A 16,468-nucleotide genomic window follows, 5' to 3' on the forward strand; every position below is an offset into this window, starting at 1 on the left:
GTATCAGGACCTGTTGCTGATCCTTTTCGGATCAATGACTTACCGACCGATACGGGCAGGACGGAAAGTGTGGCCATGCCACCGCCCATGTCAGTGACATATACCCGAAAGGACCTTCGCAATGCCCAAGATCAAAACCCACCGTGGGGCGGCCAAGCGTTTTCGCAAGACCGCGTCCGGCAAGTTCAAGTGCGGCCACGCCAACCGTAGCCACATCCTCACCAAGAAGGCGACCAAGCGGAAGCGCAACCTGAGGCAGACGAATTACGCCCGCCCGGAAGATGCCGGCCGTATCAATCGCATGCTGCCGTACGCCTGAGGAGGACTGAGAAATGGCACGAGTCAAACGTGGTGTACAGGCGCGCCGTCGCCACAAGAAGGTGTTGGACCTCGCCAAGGGCTATTACCATGCCCGTCGCAAGGTCTATCGCGTCGCCCATCAGGCCGTCATCAAGGCACAGCAGTACGCCTACATCGGCCGCAAGCAGAAGAAGCGCAATTTCCGTTCGCTGTGGATCACCCGCATCAACGCGGCTGCCCGCATGAACGGCATGAGCTACAGCCGTTTCATCAACGGTCTGATGAAGGCCGGCATTACCCTTGATCGCAAGGTGCTGGCGGACATCGCCGTGCACGACGCGGCGGGTTTTGCCGCGCTGACCGAGAAGGCCAAGGGCGCGCTCGCAGCGTAAACGTGCCGAATCGGCCCGCGGCACTGTACGCGGCTGCCGGTCAGCAACGAGATAAACGCATGGGGAAGGGCGCAAGTCCTTCCCCATGTTTTTTTTTTGGAACAGGCATGAGTGCAATCGAAACCCTCACCGCCCAGGCGCTGGAACGCATCGCCGCCGCCGACGCTCCCGCCGTGGTGGAGTCGCTGCGAGTGGAGTTGCTGGGCAAGTCCGGCAGCATCACCGCCCAGCTCAAACAGCTGGGGTCACTGCCCGCCGATCAGCGCAAGGCAGCGGGCGAGGCGATCAACAAGGCCCGCAACACTGTCACCCACGCGCTTGTCGCACGCCGTGACGCGCTGCAGGATGCGGCGCTGGACGCGCGATTGGCGTCAGAGACCATCGATGTCACGCTGCCGGGGATCAATGCCTCGCGCGGTGGCCTGCATCCGGTCAGCCGCACGCTGGAACGGATCACCGAAATCTTCGGGCGACTTGGATTCGAGCTCGCCGAGGGGCCGGAGATCGAGGACGATTGGCACAACTTCGAGGCTCTGAATTTCCCGCCGCATCATCCGGCGCGGGCAATGCACGACACCTTCTACATGCGCCCCGATGGCACGGACGTCGCGCGCCTGCTGCGCACCCACACCTCCGGCGTGCAGGTCCGCTACATGAAGGACCACGCTCCGCCGCTGCGGATGATTGCCGCAGGCAAGGTCTATCGCAGCGACAGCGACCAGACCCACACGCCGATGTTCCACCAGGTTGAAGGGCTGCTGGTTGACGAGCACGCCAGCTTCGCCGACCTGAAGGGAACCCTCGCCGAATTCGTGCGCGCGTTTTTCGAGCGTGACTTCCAGATGCGTTTTCGCCCCAGCTACTTCCCGTTTACCGAGCCGTCTGCCGAGGTCGACATTGCCTGGGAGCAGCCCGATGGGAGCATGCGCTGGCTGGAGGTCCTGGGCTGCGGCATGGTCCATCCCAACGTGCTGCGCAACATCGGCGTGGACCCGGAGAAGTACACCGGCTTTGCGTTCGGCCTGGGCGTGGAGCGTTTTGCGATGCTCCGGTACGGCGTCGACGACCTGCGCAGCTTCTTCGAGAACGACGTGCGTTTCCTGAAACAGTTCGCGTAAGCCAGGGATCGATTGAATGAAGTTTTCCGAAAACTGGCTGCGCCAGCACGTATCCACCACTGCCAGCCACGACGAGCTGGTCGACACCCTCACCGCGATCGGCCTGGAGGTGGAGGAGGTCACTCGTATCGGCGACGGCCTCGACAACGTCGTTGTGTCGCGGATCGTATCGGCGGACAAGCACCCGGAGGCCGACCGCCTGCAGGTGTGTCAGGTCGATGCCGGCGGCGATGATCTGGTGCAGATCGTCTGCGGTGCGCCCAATGCCCGCGCCGGCCTGATGGCGCCGCTGGCGAAAGTCGGGGCGGTTCTGCCCGGCGGCATGAAAATCGAGGCTGCCCAACTCCGCGGTGTCGAGTCGTTCGGCATGCTGTGTTCGGCGAAGGAGCTCGGCACCGACAGCGATGCGTCCGGGCTGCTTGAACTGCCCGCCGATGCCACTCCCGGCACGCCGGTAGGCGATCTGCTGGGCCTTCCCGATTCGGCCATCGAGATCAAGCTGACCCCCAACCGCGCCGACTGTTACGGCGTGCGCGGCATCGCCTTCGACGTGGCGGCAGCCGCGGATGCTGCCGTATCCGGTTTCAACGTGGACCCGGTGGAGGCGCGCATTGAGGACGCGCTGTCGATCCAGCTTGATGCCGGCGCCGACGCAGCGCGCTACTGCGGTCGAGTGCTGCGTGATGTGGACGCGACTGCACGCACCCCGCTGTGGATGGCCGAGCGCCTGCGTCGCAGCGGCGTGCGCCCGGTATCGCTGCTGGTGGATGTGACCCAGTACGTGATGCTGGAGCTCGGCCAACCGATGCATGCGTTCGATCGGGACCTGCTCAGCGGCGGCACGGTAGGTGCCCGCCGCGCCCGCGACGGCGAGCGGCTCAAGCTACTGGATGGCCGCGACGCCGCGCTCGACCCGCAGTTCCTGCTGGTTACCGATGCCGACACGCCGATCGCGCTGGCGGGGATCATGGGCGGTTTTGACGCCCGCGTGACCGAGGCGACCCGCAGCGTGTTCCTGGAGGCCGCACACTTTGCGCCCGCCGCCATCATCGGCCGCAGCCGCAAGCTCGGCCTGCACACGGACGCCAGCCACCGCTTCGAGCGCGGCGTGGATCCCGAACTTCCGCGCATCGCCATCGAGTACGCCACCGCGCTGATCCTCGATGCCGCCGGCGGTAGCGCGGGCCCGGTGGTCGAGGCGGCGCTGCATGAGCATCTGCCGCAACCGCAGCCGATCGCGATGCGCCGTGCGCGGCTTGCGCGGGTACTTGGCATCGAGGTACCCGGTGCGCGGGTCGAGCGCATCTTCCGCGCGCTCGGCATGCAGGTGGAAGCGCTGGAAGAGGGCTGGCAGGTCATCGCTCCCAGCCGCCGCTTCGACATCGCGATCGAGGAGGACCTGATCGAGGAGGTCGCCCGCATCCACGGCTACGACAACATTCCCACTACGCTTCCCAGCGGGGCGTCGCGACTCGCCGCCCCTACCGAAACCATGGTCGACGGCGGCGATATCCGTCGGCACATGGCCTCGCGTGATTATCTGGAGGCGATCAACTACGCCTTTGTCGGTGGCGACCTGCTCGACTCGTGGACCGCTTCGGAGGGCGCGGTGGCCATTGCCAATCCCCTCAGCGCGGAGCTCGGCGTAATGCGCACGATGCTGCTGCCGGGTCTGGTCTCGGCGCTGGCGCGAAATGCCGCGCGACAGCAGTCCCGTGTCCGCCTGTTCGAGCTCGGCAATGTCTTCACTGCCGCGGACGGCGAGGCGCCGCTGCACATCGAGCGTATCGCAGCGGTGGCCTGCGGCGATGCGGCCACCGAGCAGTGGGGCCACCCGTCGCGCGAGGTTGGCTTCCACGATCTGCAGGGCGATCTGGAGAGCCTCGCCGCGCTGTCCGGCGCGCGCCTGGAGTACGAGCCCGTCGTCACGCCCTGGGCGCATCCCGGGCGCTGTGCGCGTGTCCTGCGTAGAGCCGAGGCAGGCCAGGCCACGCCGCTGGGCTGGATTGCCCAGCTGCACCCGCGCTTGCTGCAGACCCTGGAAATCGATGTCGACGTGATCGCCTTCGAGCTGGATCTGGAGCCCCTGCAATCCCGAGCGGTGCCCAAGGCGAGCACGCGCTCGCGGTATCCCTCAGTGCGGCGGGATCTGGCATTTGTGCTACCCGAAGGCGTGCCTTGGGGCGAGGTTGCGCGCAGTGTCCGCAAAGCGGCCGGCCCTGTCCTGCGCGATCTGGTCCTGTTTGACCGCTACCAGGGCAGTGGGGTGGAATCCGGATGCAAGAGTCTTGCTATGGGCTTGATTTTGCAGGAAGAATCCCGCACGCTCATCGAGTCTGACGTCGATCGCGTCGTGGCTTCCGTCACGACCGCCATGCTTTCCGATCACGCAGCGAAGATTCGGGACTGAGCCGGTTTTCGGCCTTCAGCTGGCGAACCGGCACACAGCAGCAGGGGATGGAGCGGACAATGGCGTTGACCAAGGCTGAAATGGCCGAGCGGTTGTTCGACGAGGTCGGCCTCAACAAGCGTGAGGCAAAGGAATTCGTCGACGCCTTCTTTGATTCCCTCCGCCAGGCGCTGCAGAGCGGTCGCCAGGTCAAGCTGTCCGGCTTTGGCAACTTCGATCTACGGCGCAAGAAGGAGCGGCCTGGACGCAATCCCAAAACCGGTGAGGAGATTCCGATCTCGGCCCGAACCGTGGTGACCTTCCGCCCCGGACAGAAGTTGAAGGAACGCGTCGAATCCTACGCCGGTACTGAAAATGCTTGATCCGGGCAGCAACCGCGAACTTCCGCCGATCCCGGCCAAACGGTACTTCACCATTGGCGAGGTCAGCGAGCTGTGCGACGTCAAGCCGCACGTACTGCGGTATTGGGAAACCGAATTTCCTTCACTCAAGCCGGTCAAGCGTCGCGGCAACCGGCGCTATTATCAGCGCCACGAAGTGCTGATGATCCGCCAGATCCGCGGCCTGCTGTATGAGCAGGGATACACCATTGGTGGCGCGCGGCTGCGGCTGGAAGGGGAGGAGGCCAAGGACGAATCAGCGCTGAGCACGCAGATCATCCGGCAGGTCCGGATGGAACTGGAGGAAGTGCTGCAGATGCTTCGTCGATGACAAGCCTTCATCCTGAACACGCTGAAGGGCTCGCGATCTGTTGATTTTCGGCTATACTTATCCGTCGCCAAAACAGCGGCGGAAGGCAACAACTTCGGGGCGTAGCGCAGCCTGGTAGCGCACTTGTCTGGGGGACAAGTGGTCGTCGGTTCAAATCCGGCCGCCCCGACCAATTCCTGTGATTTGCCAGAATGCTCGCGGAGATTTCGCGGGCATTCTTTTTGCGCGATTGAACGGCACGCCTCTGCCCGCCGGGGATGGACGGCGCGGCCCCGCCGCGGCCAGGAAGGCTCAGATCGCCGCGGTGCGCGGCGGCGCGCTGTCGATGTCGTGCCAGCGCTGGACGATTGCAGCGCGGATGCCTGCGACATCCAGACCGGCCTCGGCCAGGAGTTCCTCGCGGCTTCCGTGCGGCTGGAACGCATCCGGCAGCCCCAGGTGCAGCATCGATACGCTCAGGCCCTCTGCCGCCAGCAGCTCGGCGACACCGCTGCCGGCGCCTCCGGCCACAACGTTGTCCTCCAGCGTGACGAATCCCTCGTGGTCTGCCGCAAGCTGCAGGATGAGCGCCCGGTCAAGCGGCTTGACGAAGCGCATGTTGACCACGGTGAGCCCCAGTGCCTCGCCGACCTCTTCCGCTGCAGGCAGCAGGGAGCCAAAGGCGAGCAGGGCGATACGCGAGCCGCGCCGGCGCAGTTGTGCCTTGCCGATCTGCAGGACATCCAGACTGGATTGCACGGCAACGCCCGGACCGCTGCCGCGAGGATAGCGAACGGCAGCGGCGCCATTGAAGCGGAAGCCGGTGGACAGCATCTGGCGACACTCGTTCTCGTCCGCCGGCGCCATGACCACCATATTGGGCACGCAGCGCAGGTAGCTCAGGTCGAGGTTGCCCGCGTGCGTTGCACCATCCGGTCCCACAACGCCGCCGCGGTCGATCGCAAACAGCACGTCGAGTTCCTGCAGCGCCACGTCATGAACCAGCTGGTCGTAGCCGCGTTGGAGGAAGGTCGAGTAGATCGCGACGATGGGCTTGGCGCCCTCGCAGGCCATTCCGGCCGCCAGGGTGACGGCGTGCTGCTCGGCGATGGCGACGTCGAAATAGCGCTGCGGATACTCCTTGCTGAAACGCACCAGGCCGGAGCCTTCACGCATCGCCGGGGTAATCCCCATCAGCTTGTCGTCGGCGGCGGCCATGTCGCAGATCCAGTCGCCGAAGACGTCGGTGTAGGTCACCTTTTTCGCGCCGGCCTTGCTGACCATTCCGAGCTCTGGATTGAACGGACCGACCGCGTGATAGCCGATCTGGTCGCCCTCGGCGCGCTCGTAGCCCTTGCCCTTGGTGGTGATGATGTGGAGCAGCTGCGGGCCCTTCATCCCCTGCAGGGTCTTCATGATGCCAACCAGGGCTTCCATGTCGTGGCCATCGATCGGGCCGGTGTAGTGGAAACCGAGCTCCTCGAACATGGTCGAGGGGACGAACATGCCCTTCCACTGCTCTTCCCAGCGTTTGACGAACTTCGCCGCCGGGCGGTTCTTGTCGCCAAGCAGCTTCTTGCCGCCCTCGCGCAGCGCGTTGAGGGTGCGGCTGCCGGTCAACCGTCCGAGCATGCGGGTCACGCCGCCGACGTTCTCGGAGATCGACATCTGGTTGTCGTTGAGGATGACCAGCAGGTTGGGTTCGATGCCGTCGGGTTCATCGCCCATGCCGCCGCCGTGCGCCAGCGCCTCGAAGGCCATGCCGCCGGTGATCGCACCATCCCCGATGACGGCCACTACCTTGCGCTCGTCGCCGGCGCGCTGGAGGGCAAGCGCCATGCCCAGGGCGGCCGAGATGCTGGTCGAGCTGTGGCCGACGCCGAAGGTGTCGAATTCCGATTCGCCGCGCTTGGGGAAAGGCGATACGCCGTCCTTCTGCTTGACGGTCTGGATCACGTCGCGACGACCGGTAAGGATCTTGTGCGGATAGGTCTGATGGCCCACGTCCCAGACCAGCCTGTCGGTGGGGGTGTCGTAGAGCCAGTGCAACGCCACCGTCAGCTCGATCACGCCCAGGCCTGCGCCAAAATGTCCGCCGGACTGCGCGACCTGCTCGATCAGGTACGCCCGCAGCTCATCGGCGATGGCTGGCAGTTCCTGCTCCGGAAACTCGCGCAGGTCGGCGGGCACCTGGATGCGCGAGAGGCGGGGGTAGCGTTGCGGATCGATCATCAATACGGTGTCGGACGGTGGTACGCCATTGTCCCGCCCGGGTCGCGGCGGGGCAAGGCGACCCGGCGCTGCGCTGCCGGTGGAGTTCAGCGGCCGCGGAAGCGTCCAAACAGGCCGGTGGGCTTGCGCGGCTCGGGTTCGGGTTCGGGCGGGCGTTCCACTTCGGCGAAACCGGTGGCCAGATTGGCATTGACGAAATCGGTGACGTCACCGACCGAGACGCCGCTCGCGTCGGCAATCTCGTCCAATGCCGCCGCGCCCTTCATCATCACCGTGGCGATACGGAAGTGGCGGGGAAATTCGCGTTCGGTTTGCGGCCACTTCAGCATCAGGAAGCGGGCTTGCGGGTCAAAGCCGGGGAGGAGCTTTCCGCCGCCGGACATGAGGCCACCAAACCAGAGCAGGCGTGACAGCGGTTGCGCAGCGCCGAGCCCCGCGACCTCCTTTTCCCAGTCGTTAATGACGGTGAAATCCGCGGAGTCCGTATCGGTGGTGACGTGCGCACCCAACGGCTTCAAGGTTGCCGGTCCGAAGTATTCGCGCCGGTCCAGGTCAAGCAGCAGCTTGAGCCCCTCTCGCTCGAAACCGACCTGGCCGGTAATACGGCCGGATGCAAGCCATTCGGTGAGCGTTCGCGGTTCGACTGGTGCCGGTGCAGGGTCCACCGGCGGAGTGTGCAGCGCTGGATTGGTCGCCGCTGGCATGATCGCCGCGGACGCCGCGCTGGCAGGTTCGGAAGGGTCGTTCAGCTCATTGGTCACAACCCGGGCAGCGTCAAGGCCGTCGCGCGCACTGGTCTCTTCGTCGGCGGGGACCTGCTGTTCTTTCGGCAGCTGATCCTGCGGCTGGGGCGCAGGGCTGAGACCGCTGGGCACAGGCTCGGCATGCTCGGATGCGCCGTTGACGACTTCAGGCGCCAGCTCCACGAGAAGCCGCTGCACCGATGCCGCGTCGAAGGGTTGCGCAAGGCGATAGTCGGCCTGGGTACGAGGCGCGGAAGTCAGCCCGATCACCGTTTTGCCGGCCGCGTGCAAACGCAGCCAGCTCATCGGGCCGTACATGCTGTCCATGTCGACGATCACATGGTCCGCCGTGTCATTGGCCAGCAACTCCCACGCTCCGGCGAGTTGGGAGTTGGCAATGGAGAAAGCCACCTTGAGCGACGCTTCCGTGGCCGGATCCATGCCGGTCAGGCCAAGTGTGAGGGCCATTGTCGAGTCCATGTCTTAACAATCACCCAGTGTCGCGGAGCATGGTACGGGCGTCAATGAAGCGTCCGGCGTTGGCCGAACGCAACTGCAGCGACCACGAATTCAAGCAGGTTGCGAACTCGGGACGAGCAGGCGGTCGCGGGCGTGTTTTTTCGGCAGCTGGCTCTTCAGGAATGCCATCTGGTCGGCAAGGATGTTGCGGTTGGACAGGATCAGGTGTTCGACCCAACTGGGCCGGTAGGGCACTGCGAGCAGTGGCATGTTCGCCTGTTGCGGCGTCCGGCTGCCCTTGCGCGAGTTGCAGTGGAAGCAGGCTGCGACGACGTTTTCCCAGACGTCGCGACCGCCGCGTGAGACCGGTTTCACGTGATCGCGGGTCAGGTGTGGACGGCTGAATTGCCCGCCGCAGTAGAGACAGAGGTGGGCATCCCGGGCAAAGAGCGCGGCGTTGGTCAGCGTCGGGGTCGGGTTGGCCGCGCGGGCGCTGGCGTGACCGCGCGCCGCCACAATCGGATGCAGGCGCAGGATGCTGGCCTCGCCGCTGCGGCGGTTGAGGCCACCGTGCACCGTCAGGCAGGGATCACCCAGGGTCCAGGCAACCGCATCGCGCGCGTAAAGGCAGGCTGCGTGCTGCCAGTTCATCCAGTCCAGCACCCGTCCGTGCGCATCAAGCGAAAGCAGGCGCACGGAATTGAGCTTTTCCAGCGCATGGCGCGGGGCAAGCGCCGAGACATCCGGGTCCCACCGGCGCTCAGACGTGGCGGGAGTTCCGGGCCCGGCCACGCGTTGCATCACTGTGTCGGTCTCCATGAGAAATCGAGCATATACCCGAACCGAAGCGATTTGTCTGCAGCGATTTCCCCGGCCCCGCAGCCGAATTCCGTCCTCAGGCGTCGAAGTGTTCCGCGTCGAGAGTCATCAGGGAGGCGCTGCCGCTGCGGATTGCCGCTGCGTGGGCAAGCGTCCGCGGCAGGATGCGGGCGAAATAGAACTTCGCCGTTTCGCGCTTGCCGGCCTTGAATGCGTCCGAACTGCTGCCCGCCTCACTGACGGCAACGCTGCGCGCCCACCAGTACGCCAGCGCCACATAGCCCGAATACATGAGGTAGTCGTAGGCGGCCGCGCCGATCTCTTCCGGATCGCGGCTGGCTTTTTCGACCACCTCCATGGTGAGCTGCTGCCACTGGGCGGCGTGCTTCTGCAGCGGGGCGATGAACTCGGCGACTTCGGGGTTGTCGGCATGCTCGGTGCACAGCTGCTGGACCATGCCCAGCATCACCTTGAAACCCGCACCTTGCAGTTGCAGGATCTTGCGGCCGAGCAGGTCGATTGCCTGGATGCCGGTCGTGCCTTCATAAAGCGTCGTGATGCGGGCATCGCGGGCGAGCTGCTCGACGCCGTTCTCGGCGATGTAGCCATGGCCGCCGTAACACTGCACCGCATTATAGGTGCACTCCACGCCCCATTCGGTGAGGCAGGCCTTGACGATCGGCGTGATGAAGCCGACCAGATCGTCGGCCTGCTTGCGCTGTGCCTCGTCGGGCGAGTTGTGGGCGACGTCGATCTGCAGTCCGGCGTGGTAGCTCATCGCGCGGCCGCCTTCAACGAGGGCCTTGCAGGTCAGCAGCATGCGGCGCACGTCGGGGTGGACGATGATCGGATCGGCCGGCTTGTCGGGGAACTTCGGTCCGGACAGCGAGCGCATCTGCAGGCGTTCGCGGGCGTAGGCAAGGGCGTTCTGGTAGGCGCGATCGGACAGTCCCAGCCCCTGCAGCCCCACGGCGAGGCGGGCAGCGTTCATCATGGTGAACATGCCGCTCATGCCCTTGTTCGGCTGACCGACCAGGTATCCCTGGGCGCCGTCGAAGTTGATCACGCAGGTCGCCGAGCCGTGGATGCCCATCTTGTGCTCGATGCTGCCGCATCGCACATGGTTGGGCTCGCCCATGCTGCCGTCGCGCCCCACGCGAAGCTTGGGCACGACAAACAGGGAAATTCCCTTGCTGCCGGCCGGGGAGTCGGGCAGGCGCGCGAGGACCAGGTGGACGATGTTCTCGGTCAGATCGTGCTCGCCGGCGGTGATGAAGATCTTGGTGCCGGTGATTGCGTAGCTGCCGTCCTCGTTGGGTTCGGCACGGGTCTTCAACAGTCCCAAATCGGTGCCGCAGTGCGGTTCGGTCAGGCACATGGTGCCCGTCCAGCGACCCTCGACCAGTGGCTTGAGGAACACCTCGCGCTGCCAGTCCTCGCCGTGATGCACCAGCGCTTCGGTCGCGCCGTGGGAAAGCAGAGGGAAGTTGCCCCAAGCAAGGTTGGCGGCGTCGATCATTTCCTTCTGCGCGAAGCCCACTGCCTGCGGCAGGCCCTGGCCGCCGAACTCGGTGGACGCGACCAGACCGGTCCAGCCGCCGTCGACATACTGCGAATAGGCTTCCTTGAAGCCCGTCGGGGTCGTCACATCGCCAGTCGCCTGGTCAAAAGTGCAGCCTTCGCGGTCGCCCACTTCATTAAGCGGCGCCAGCACTTCCTCGGAAAAACGGGCGCTCTCGTCCAGCACCGCGTCAACCAGCTCGCGGCTGGCGTCCTCAAAACCCAGGCGCTGGAATTCTGATTCCGCGCCCAACAGATCGAACAGGACGAAACGCATATCCCGCAGGGGGGCTTTGTACTGGCTCATGCCGGCCTCGCTTTATTTGAGGAAAGTGGGGTGGCGTCGTGCGGGTGCCGGATCTGCCGGCGCAGCCGGACGACGCAATATCGGGGCATCATTCAGCGCAGCACCCCGGGCAGACCTGGGGCAGGGCTGAGTGCGCTGGAGCGCTTGACCTTGAACTCCCGCTGGCGTTGCTCGTCGGGCGTTGCGGTCACGGTGCCGTCCAGCGAGTACTGCACGCCTTGGCGCCCTGCGAGTCCGTCGGCCACAGCCAGTTTGGCGGCGACCGTGGGCGAAACCACGACGCTGATGACGTCCGCAGATTCCGGTCCGATGGTCAGCGCAGGCTGCGCGCTCAGCGTGCCCGCGTCCTGTTCGGCGATTTTCATCGCGAACTGGAAGCTGTCAAAGCGCATCGGGATGCTGCTGAAGTTCTCGATGCGCAGATCAGCCGTCCAGCTGCCATCGGCGAGCACGGTGAGCTGCTGGATCCGGGCCGAGGGCTCTGACACCCGGCGTACCGGTCCACTGGCGCACGCGACCAGGGTCGCAACGCAAACCAGCCAACCCGCCCACCGCATCCCGCGTGTTGCCCGCATGTCGACCGCTCCGTCTTGAGTGCCCCGAGCATACTACGGCGCATGGTGCGGGCGCCGCAAAGTCCGGACCCCCGGAAACGCGAAACCCCGCATCGGCTGTGGCCGTTGCAGGGCTTGGGTCTTGCAGTGCCACCTAAACTGGTGGCCGGGGAGGGAATCGAACCCCCGACACGGGGATTTTCAATCCCCTGCTCTACCAACTGAGCTACCCGGCCATGTCACGGGCTGGCCGTGAAGGAGCGGAACTATAGCGGGGCAGTCGCTTGCCTGCAAGCCGCGGTGGTGGTGGTCGATCACGCTTCACGGACGATGAAGGCCGGTGACGTGATCATTGCTGTTCACAGGCCCGCGGCGAAGCGGGTCGCTGCCGAATCGGAGTCGGTCATGAGGAATCTGTTGTTTGCCATTGTGATTTCGCTGGTTGTGGGGGCGTGCGCGTGCGCGAGCGCGGGCTCACGCCTGACCGATGACCAGCGTCTGGAGATCCACCGCGCGCATGCGGGCGCGCCGGTCCGCAGCTTCCAGAATTTCGGCACCCTGTACAGCTGGACGGCGCTCGGTGACAGCGCACTGACGGTGTGGACGCGTCGCCACCAGGCGTATCTGCTGGAACTTGATGGCCGCTGCCCTGATCTGGATTTCTCACACACGATTGGCTTCAGCGCGCAGGGCGGGACCGTGTTCGCCGGCATGGACAGCGTGGTCGTGTTGGACCGTCAGAATGCCAGTTTTCCGTGCCGGATCAGGGAGATCCGCCCGGTAGACACCAAGGCGGTGGAGAACGCCGAGCGCCGTGCGCGAGAGAGTTCGACGCGTTGAGCATGGCGTCATCCGCCAGCCGGCTCAGTCCTGTTCGGGCGGGACGTAGCCGGCCACCTGGGTGACGTTGCCTTCGAACAGGAACGCGAGCATCTGTTCCTGCAGGAACCTGCGGTGCGCCGGATCCATCGGGGACAGGCGGTTCTCGTTGATGAGCATGGTCTGGTGCGCCAGCCATTTCGCCCATGCGGGTTTGCCGATGTGGGCGAAGACGCGCTGGCCGGCCTCGCCGGGCCAGGGCGCGAAGTCGAGGCCTTCGGCGTCGCGCTTCTCGAATTCACAGTAGACGGTACGGGTCATCGGATTCCTCGTGGGATGGTCGGCCGCCTTCCAGCAGGCGGCGGATGGGCGCGGGGATGCCCAGCGTGGCCAGATCTGCCGGTGCGACCCAGCGCGAATGGTTATTGTCCTGCACCGCGCTGCGCAGGGCGACTCCGCGCCACCGCCGGGGCAACAGGTCCAGCTTGTAGTGGCTGAAAGCGTGGGCGATCGGTGGCAACACATCCCCATCGCCGTTGGCGCCGTCGATATGAGCGCGCAGGAAGTCCGCCACCGTGGCGTCATCGTCGGCTTGCGGCAGGGTCCACAACGATGCCCAGATGCCAACGGGAGGACGTTTTTGCAGCAGGACGCGGCCGTTTTCGTCCTCCAGCCACATGATCCATGCTTGGCGGTGCGGCACGGCCTTCGCGGGTTTGCGTGTTGGCAGCTCCGCGGTGCGGCCATGAAGGTAGGCGGCGCAATCCGCGGACAATGGGCAGGAGCCGCATGATGGGCGGGCGCGGGTGCAGATCGTCGCACCCAGATCCATCTGCGCCTGGGTGTAGTCGGCCAGGCGGTCATGGGGCAGGTGCTGCTCGGCAAACACCCACAGCTGGCGCTCGACCGCAGGCGATCCGGGCCAGCCGTCCACGCCGTGGAATCGCGCAAGGACCCGTTTCACGTTGCCATCGAGAATGGCGTGGCGGTCGCCCCAGGCCTGGGCGAGGATGGCTGCGGCGGTGCTGCGGCCGATGCCCGGCAGCGCGACCAGGGCGTCAAGGTCACGGGGCAGTTCGCCGGCGTGCGCAGACATGCACTCCTGCGCGGCCCGGTGCAGGTTGCGCGCGCGGCTGTAGTAGCCAAGCCCCGACCACAGCGCGAGGACGTCATCCATCGGTGCGGCGGCGAGGGCCTGCAGGCTGGGCAGGGCGGCGACGAAGCGCTCGAAGTAGGGCGCGGCGGTCTTGACCTGGGTTTGCTGGAGCATCACCTCCGACAACCAGACCCGGTAAGGCGAGCGCGGATGCTGCCACGGGAGATCGTGGCGGCCGTGATCGTCGAACCAGTGCAGCAGGCGACTGGCGAAGCTGTCTGCCTTGACGGTCGCCTTCATCGGCCCGGTCCGGAATCCGGAATGCGATCGGGTTCCGGCAGCCCGTCGCTGCCCTCGTGGTCGCCGTCATCGATTTGTAGTCGCACGCCGGTCAGGGTCGCGCCGGTGACTTCAATCCGTGGCGTCGTCAGGGTTCCGGTGAGGGGCGGCAGCGGGGTGCCGACGGCCAGCTGCGCGATCCAGTCGGTCAGCTCGGGCAGCCGGAATTGTCCGTCGAAGCGGGTTTCGTCCCGGCTCAGTTGCAGGTTCAGCGGGTCGGACAAGTCGGTAGCGCCGGCGTAGTCCACGGTGAACGGGAATGGAGAGACCGATTCCCCCAGCGGTGCCGGCAGTGCCGGCCATTGCGCGGGCCAATCGGCAACTTGGCCTGAGAGGTGAAGCGCAAGCGCATCGCCGAGCGCGAGGGAACCGGTAGCGTCGACGCTCTCCGGGACCTTGTCCTGCCCACGGACGGCTGCAGCCAGCGGCGACACTTCCAGCTCGCCGCCGCGATAGCGCACGCGGCCGGACATGCCCAGCGCAAACGCAATCGTGGGCTCTTCGTCGGAGGACTCGCGAAGCCAGCGTGCGTGGACGCCCAGCCGGGTTGCATCCAGGCCGATTCCGTCCGCGGCGTCGCGCAGGACTCCCGACAGGTTCAGCGCCAGCGGCATCCGCGATTGCCCGCTTCGAACACTGGCGATGCCCGCAATGGCGGCACCGGCGCCGATCGCCGGTCTGGTCAGGGCCGACTGCAAATCGAACGGGGCGGTCGTGGTGGACATGAGCAGACGCCCGGTCAGGCGCGCAGCAAGTGCTTGGCTCGCCGATACGTGATCGGTGGCAATACTCAGACGATCCACCGACCAGCCATCGCCCGCCACAAGACCGCGGGTGATGCGCAGGCCATCGGTCAGCGTGGGAATGCGCAGCGGCCCGCCCTCTGGCCGGGTTGCCAACCAGTCCTGCAGCGCGCTCAGATCGAGCTGCGGCCCATCGAACTCGACCCGGCGGATGGTCAGGTCCTCGCCACCGGCCCACAGGGTTGCCCACGGCAATGCCAGATAAGCGCGCTCGGCGGTGAGCAGGGCCGTCGCGCTGCCGGGCTGGCGAACGTCAAGTCCGCGAACAGTCAGCATCGGCGTTCCGCGCAGGCGGTATTCACTTGTTCCCGATGCGGTGATCTGCAGTCCGAGCGAGGTGCCGACCTGATCCAGTATCAACGCACTGAGCCGCGCAGGACGCGAGATCCAGCCGATCGACGCGACGAGGCCCAGAAGCACCACCACACCGACGATCGCGGCGATTCGACCGCCGCGTCGCCAAGGGGAGCGGGGCGCGGGAGTGGCTTCCGCGGGCATGGCGCGCGCGTCAGCCGCCGAGCGTGTCCGGCAACAGCGCGTCGACGAACGCCTCGGCATCGAAGACCCGCAGATCCTCAAGCTTCTCGCCGATGCCCGCATAGCGGATCGGAATGCCGAACTCGCGCGCCAGGGCGAACACGACGCCGCCCTTGGCGGTGCCGTCCAGCTTGGTCACCACCAGCCCGGTTACGTTTACCGCCGCGTGGAACTGGCGCAATTGCGAGAGCGCGTTCTGGCCGGTCGTGCCGTCGATGACCATCAGCACCTCGTGCGGGGCGGCGGAGTCAAGCTTCTGCATGACGCGCTTGATCTTTCCCAGCTCCGCCATCAGGCCCTGCTGGGTGTGCAGCCTGCCGGCGGTGTCGGCGATCAGCAACTGGGTGCCGCGCGCCTTGGCCGCCTGCAGCGCGTCGAATGCCACCGAGGCGGCATCGGCATTCTGGCCCTGGGCGATCACCGGCACGCCGTTGCGCTCGCCCCATGTCTGCAACTGGGCGACCGCGGCCGCACGGAAGGTGTCGCCGGCCGCAAGCATCAGCGAGTGCCCCTCGCCTTTGAAGCGGCGCGCCAGTTTGCCGATGGTCGTGGTCTTGCCGACGCCGTTGACGCCCACGGTGAGGACAACGAACGGTTTGGCGGCGGCGTCGATCTTCAGCGGCACGGCAACGGGTGCAAGCAGGTCGATCAGGTCCTGGCGCAGGGCCTTCAGCAAGGCTGAGGAGTCGGCGAACTCGCGCGCTTTCATGCGCTTGCGCAGGTCTTCCACCAGATCGGTGGTCGCCGTCACCCCGACGTCGGCGATGATCAGTGCGGTTTCGATTTCGTCCAGCAGGTCATCGTCAAGGCGCGGGTTGCCCTGGAACAGACCGCCGAACGTGCGCGCGAACGCTGTGCCGCGCAGTCGTTCGCGCCAGCCGCCTTTCGCCGGAGCGTCGGTCCGGCCAACGGCCGCGACGGAGGCGCTATGGGCGGGCTCAGCGGTATCCGCATCTGCTGTTGGTGTCGCGACGGCCTCAACCGGGCGCGGCGCGTGCGAAGCGGGCCGGACTGGCGGCGCGGGCGGCACTGGCGGCACAGGCGGCACAGGCGGCGGCTCTGGAGTCGGCGGCTGCACGGGTGGTGCAGTCGGTGCGCGCGTCTCTAGCGGCGTCGGCGCCGCAGGGGCAGGCGCGGAACTCGCCTGCGGCACGTCGTTTTCCACTCTCTCAACATCACTTTTTTCCTGCTGCGCCCCCGGAAACGCCGCAGCGAGCTCCTCGGTGCTGTAGCGACGCTCGGAGGGTGCGGAACCGGGCTTTTTCCGGCGAAAGAAGCTGGCCATCGACA

The 16,468-nt window shown here is 66.0% G+C and carries 16 protein-coding genes and 2 tRNA genes; 8 read left to right on the top strand and 10 right to left on the bottom strand.

The window, feature by feature from the left end; translation table 11 throughout:
* Positions 1-121 precede the first annotated feature (121 nt).
* The 7 genes from rpmI to INQ43_RS04940 all read left to right on the top strand — a co-directional run bounded on the left by rpmI (position 122) and on the right by INQ43_RS04940 (position 5,103).
* On the top strand, positions 122-319 hold the full coding sequence (rpmI, locus tag INQ43_RS04910) for a 50S ribosomal protein L35 (protein ID WP_043958488.1): 198 nt from the start codon (positions 122-124) through the stop codon (positions 317-319).
* A gap of 13 nt (positions 320-332) precedes the next feature.
* The gene (gene rplT / locus INQ43_RS04915) at positions 333-692 is read left to right on the top strand and encodes a 50S ribosomal protein L20 (protein WP_194035351.1); all 360 of its coding nucleotides are present in this window, start codon (positions 333-335) and stop codon (positions 690-692) included.
* A 107-nt stretch (positions 693-799) separates the two neighbouring features.
* Positions 800-1,810, top strand: a complete 1,011-nt coding sequence (gene pheS / locus INQ43_RS04920) for a phenylalanine--tRNA ligase subunit alpha (RefSeq protein WP_194037283.1) — start codon at positions 800-802, stop codon at positions 1,808-1,810.
* Between the two features lie 16 nt (positions 1,811-1,826).
* Complete coding sequence (pheT, locus tag INQ43_RS04925) at positions 1,827-4,220, top strand: phenylalanine--tRNA ligase subunit beta (protein ID WP_194037284.1); 2,394 nt, start codon at positions 1,827-1,829, stop codon at positions 4,218-4,220.
* A 59-nt stretch (positions 4,221-4,279) separates the two neighbouring features.
* A complete protein-coding gene (locus tag INQ43_RS04930; protein WP_043958540.1) occupies positions 4,280-4,582 on the top strand; it encodes an integration host factor subunit alpha in 303 nt (100 codons plus the stop codon).
* Positions 4,575-4,931 carry a MerR family transcriptional regulator gene (locus INQ43_RS04935; protein WP_043958492.1) on the top strand — a complete coding sequence of 119 codons (357 nt, stop codon included), beginning with the start codon at positions 4,575-4,577 and terminating at the stop codon, positions 4,929-4,931. The genes INQ43_RS04930 and INQ43_RS04935 overlap by 8 nt, the downstream gene beginning before the upstream one ends.
* A gap of 95 nt (positions 4,932-5,026) precedes the next feature.
* Positions 5,027-5,103: transfer RNA gene (locus tag INQ43_RS04940), tRNA-Pro, on the top strand.
* A 119-nt stretch (positions 5,104-5,222) separates the two neighbouring features.
* Here INQ43_RS04940 and dxs read toward each other — a convergent pair.
* From dxs to INQ43_RS04970, 6 genes are all read right to left on the bottom strand, one after another.
* Positions 5,223-7,142, bottom strand: a complete 1,920-nt coding sequence (gene dxs / locus INQ43_RS04945) for a 1-deoxy-D-xylulose-5-phosphate synthase (protein ID WP_194037285.1) — start codon at positions 7,140-7,142, stop codon at positions 5,223-5,225.
* Positions 7,143-7,228: 86 nt separating this feature from the next.
* Positions 7,229-8,326 (bottom strand): hypothetical protein, encoded by a 1,098-nt coding sequence (locus tag INQ43_RS04950; RefSeq protein WP_194037286.1) that lies wholly within the window; start codon positions 8,324-8,326, stop codon positions 7,229-7,231.
* 129 nt (positions 8,327-8,455) lie between these two features.
* Positions 8,456-9,163, bottom strand: a complete 708-nt coding sequence (locus INQ43_RS04955) for an HNH endonuclease (RefSeq protein ID WP_194037287.1) — start codon at positions 9,161-9,163, stop codon at positions 8,456-8,458.
* Positions 9,164-9,239: 76 nt separating this feature from the next.
* Positions 9,240-11,030 (bottom strand): acyl-CoA dehydrogenase C-terminal domain-containing protein, encoded by a 1,791-nt coding sequence (locus INQ43_RS04960; RefSeq protein WP_194037288.1) that lies wholly within the window; start codon positions 11,028-11,030, stop codon positions 9,240-9,242.
* 92 nt (positions 11,031-11,122) lie between these two features.
* The gene (locus INQ43_RS04965; RefSeq protein WP_194037573.1) at positions 11,123-11,587 is read right to left on the bottom strand and encodes an LEA type 2 family protein; all 465 of its coding nucleotides are present in this window, start codon (positions 11,585-11,587) and stop codon (positions 11,123-11,125) included.
* 157 nt (positions 11,588-11,744) lie between these two features.
* A tRNA-Phe gene (locus tag INQ43_RS04970) sits at positions 11,745-11,820 on the bottom strand.
* Positions 11,821-11,914: 94 nt separating this feature from the next.
* On the opposite strand from INQ43_RS04970, the gene INQ43_RS04975 reads away from it, so the two are divergent.
* Positions 11,915-12,424, top strand: coding sequence for a DUF6491 family protein (locus INQ43_RS04975; RefSeq protein WP_228062622.1), 510 nt, complete (start codon positions 11,915-11,917; stop codon positions 12,422-12,424).
* 24 nt (positions 12,425-12,448) lie between these two features.
* On the opposite strand, the gene INQ43_RS04980 is transcribed toward INQ43_RS04975, so the two are convergent.
* Genes INQ43_RS04980 through ftsY form a run of 4 tightly spaced genes read right to left on the bottom strand, consistent with a single transcriptional unit; the run spans position 12,449 to position 16,463 of the window.
* Positions 12,449-12,724 carry an oxidative damage protection protein gene (locus tag INQ43_RS04980; protein WP_193986712.1) on the bottom strand — a complete coding sequence of 92 codons (276 nt, stop codon included), beginning with the start codon at positions 12,722-12,724 and terminating at the stop codon, positions 12,449-12,451.
* Complete coding sequence (mutY, locus tag INQ43_RS04985; protein ID WP_194035359.1) at positions 12,702-13,799, bottom strand: A/G-specific adenine glycosylase; 1,098 nt, start codon at positions 13,797-13,799, stop codon at positions 12,702-12,704. Before mutY ends, INQ43_RS04980 begins: the two co-directional genes overlap by 23 nt.
* Complete coding sequence (locus INQ43_RS04990) at positions 13,796-15,139, bottom strand: hypothetical protein (RefSeq protein WP_194037289.1); 1,344 nt, start codon at positions 15,137-15,139, stop codon at positions 13,796-13,798. Before INQ43_RS04990 ends, mutY begins: the two co-directional genes overlap by 4 nt.
* A 10-nt stretch (positions 15,140-15,149) precedes the next feature.
* Positions 15,150-16,463: a signal recognition particle-docking protein FtsY gene (gene ftsY / locus INQ43_RS04995; protein WP_194037290.1), complete on the bottom strand. Its 1,314-nt coding sequence runs from the start codon at positions 16,461-16,463 to the stop codon at positions 15,150-15,152.
* Positions 16,464-16,468: the final 5 nt, after the last annotated feature.

The sequence above is a fragment of the Lysobacter sp. H23M47 genome (assembly GCF_015209765.1).
GTDB lineage: Bacteria > Pseudomonadota > Gammaproteobacteria > Xanthomonadales > Xanthomonadaceae > Novilysobacter > Novilysobacter avium.

What these genes read in the sequence shown, in the direction of transcription:
- rpmI (WP_043958488.1), top strand. Translation starts at nt 122, where the DNA reads ATGCCCAAGATCAAAACCCACCGTGGGGCGGCCAAGCGTTTTCGCAAG.
- rplT (WP_194035351.1), top strand. Translation starts at nt 333, where the DNA reads ATGGCACGAGTCAAACGTGGTGTACAGGCGCGCCGTCGCCACAAGAAG.
- pheS (WP_194037283.1), top strand. Translation starts at nt 800, where the DNA reads ATGAGTGCAATCGAAACCCTCACCGCCCAGGCGCTGGAACGCATCGCC.
- pheT (WP_194037284.1), top strand. Translation starts at nt 1,827, where the DNA reads ATGAAGTTTTCCGAAAACTGGCTGCGCCAGCACGTATCCACCACTGCC.
- INQ43_RS04930 (WP_043958540.1), top strand. Translation starts at nt 4,280, where the DNA reads ATGGCGTTGACCAAGGCTGAAATGGCCGAGCGGTTGTTCGACGAGGTC.
- INQ43_RS04935 (WP_043958492.1), top strand. Translation starts at nt 4,575, where the DNA reads ATGCTTGATCCGGGCAGCAACCGCGAACTTCCGCCGATCCCGGCCAAA.
- dxs (WP_194037285.1), bottom strand. Translation starts at nt 7,142, where the DNA reads ATGATCGATCCGCAACGCTACCCCCGCCTCTCGCGCATCCAGGTGCCC.
- INQ43_RS04950 (WP_194037286.1), bottom strand. Translation starts at nt 8,326, where the DNA reads ATGGATCCGGCCACGGAAGCGTCGCTCAAGGTGGCTTTCTCCATTGCC.
- INQ43_RS04955 (WP_194037287.1), bottom strand. Translation starts at nt 9,163, where the DNA reads ATGGAGACCGACACAGTGATGCAACGCGTGGCCGGGCCCGGAACTCCC.
- INQ43_RS04960 (WP_194037288.1), bottom strand. Translation starts at nt 11,030, where the DNA reads ATGAGCCAGTACAAAGCCCCCCTGCGGGATATGCGTTTCGTCCTGTTC.
- INQ43_RS04965 (WP_194037573.1), bottom strand. Translation starts at nt 11,587, where the DNA reads ATGCGGTGGGCGGGTTGGCTGGTTTGCGTTGCGACCCTGGTCGCGTGC.
- INQ43_RS04975 (WP_228062622.1), top strand. Translation starts at nt 11,915, where the DNA reads ATGAAGGCCGGTGACGTGATCATTGCTGTTCACAGGCCCGCGGCGAAG.
- INQ43_RS04980 (WP_193986712.1), bottom strand. Translation starts at nt 12,724, where the DNA reads ATGACCCGTACCGTCTACTGTGAATTCGAGAAGCGCGACGCCGAAGGC.
- mutY (WP_194035359.1), bottom strand. Translation starts at nt 13,799, where the DNA reads ATGAAGGCGACCGTCAAGGCAGACAGCTTCGCCAGTCGCCTGCTGCAC.
- INQ43_RS04990 (WP_194037289.1), bottom strand. Translation starts at nt 15,139, where the DNA reads ATGCCCGCGGAAGCCACTCCCGCGCCCCGCTCCCCTTGGCGACGCGGC.
- ftsY (WP_194037290.1), bottom strand. Translation starts at nt 16,463, where the DNA reads ATGGCCAGCTTCTTTCGCCGGAAAAAGCCCGGTTCCGCACCCTCCGAG.